Origin of the sequence: Micromonospora echinofusca (genome assembly GCF_017614955.1) — a bacterium.
GTDB classification, from domain to species: Bacteria; Actinomycetota; Actinomycetes; order Mycobacteriales; family Micromonosporaceae; genus Micromonospora; species Micromonospora echinofusca_A.
In genome coordinates this window covers 1-1336 of the sequence record NZ_WVUH01000647.1, presented here as the reverse complement: position 1 = coordinate 1336, position 1336 = coordinate 1, and the positions used below count along the sequence as shown (strand labels likewise).

The following is a 1336-nucleotide window of genomic DNA, read 5'->3' as shown; positions in this document are numbered from 1 at the left end:
CCACCGCGCGTCCGGTACCCACCACCCCCCGGCAGATCCTCGACGCGTTCGACACCGTCATCGACGAGGCGGAGGCAGCCGGCGAAATCACCGACACCGTGGCCGACAAGCTACGGGACCGGGTGGAGTCGGTCCGGGAGAAGCTCGACGACAAGCCGAAGGAACTCCGCAAGAAGCTCCTCGAACTGCGCCGGGAACTGGCCCGCTCCGAGCTGCCGGACAGTGTCCGGCAACGGCTCGCCGACCTGATGAACCCACTCACCAACGCGGGGAACGACAGCGTCGGCGGCACCGACGGCGACGACTCCGACGACTGAGGTGTAAGGAAGGGCCCCCCGTTAACGTTTCCGGTATAGGAAGGGCCCCTTCCTAACACTCCGGCACGTCAGCTCAGGACACCCGTACCCGGTCACCCACCCGGATCGGTCCGGGCCGGACGACCTGGGCGTACGCGCCGACGCACGGCTGCGGGTCGAGTTCCGGTACCGGCGCCACCCGGTTGTGCCGGGCGGCGACCCGCAGTGCGTCGAGATCAGCCGGCACCGGCCCGTGGGCGAGGGTCGGCACCGCGCAGCGCGGCGTGGGGGCGATGACATGGAGCACGAGGGCATCGCCGATCGCCAGCTCCCGCCCCACCCACTCGTTCTCCACGAAACCGGTGTCCTGCGTCCGGATCACCAGGTTGGGCCGGTACCGGACAGGCTCCACCGGACGTCCGGTACCGAGCGCCGCAAGGCGGTCCAGGCTGGCCGAGGTGACCAGGTGGATCGGCGCGAAGTCGAAGAACGTGCCCTCCGGTGCGGCGCCGGCCAGACCGCTCGGCTCCACTCCGACGGACTCCACGTCGCCGTCGCGCAGCAGCTCGTCCGGTCGGGCTCGGTCCAGGGTGGCGACGGCCGGAGGAACGGTGACCAGTCGTACCGGCTGACCGAGCAGCGCCGACAGCCGGGCATCCGCCGCCGGGTCGTCGGTGTGTGCCGTGGTGCCGTCCGGGAGCATCATCCGTACCCTGCCGGTGTCGGTCACCGTGGCGCGGAGGCGGAGCAGGTCGCGCCAGAGCCGGGGGTGCTTGGCGCTGGCCACCTTGCCGGTTTCCCGCTGCACGAGGGCGACGCACCGGTCGCCGGTGAGGCCCCGGGTCGTCACCCCGCTCGCGTCGACCTCCTCGCCGAGCATCGACTTGACCGGGTACCGCCACAGCCGTTCCACCACACCGTCGTCCGCCACGACCACGAATTATGCGACGCAACGTATTCCCTGTGCCGTCCGCGTCGGATGTCCGGTTCCCGTTGGCGGAGACTCCGGGATCGGGTCGGGTCGGGGAATGGTGGTGGGT

General features: G+C 70.7%; 1 protein-coding gene and 1 pseudogene. One reads left to right on the top strand and one right to left on the bottom strand.

The genetic code is table 11. From position 1 onward, the window contains the following. Positions 1–317: pseudogene (locus GSF22_RS33580) on the top strand (hypothetical protein); the annotation flags it as partial. Between the two features lie 73 nt (positions 318–390). On the opposite strand, the gene GSF22_RS33575 reads toward GSF22_RS33580, so the two are convergent. Beyond that, on the bottom strand, positions 391–1227 hold the full coding sequence (locus GSF22_RS33575) for an MOSC domain-containing protein (protein ID WP_307804519.1): 837 nt from the start codon (positions 1225–1227) through the stop codon (positions 391–393). Between the last annotated feature and the right edge of the window lie 109 nt (positions 1228–1336).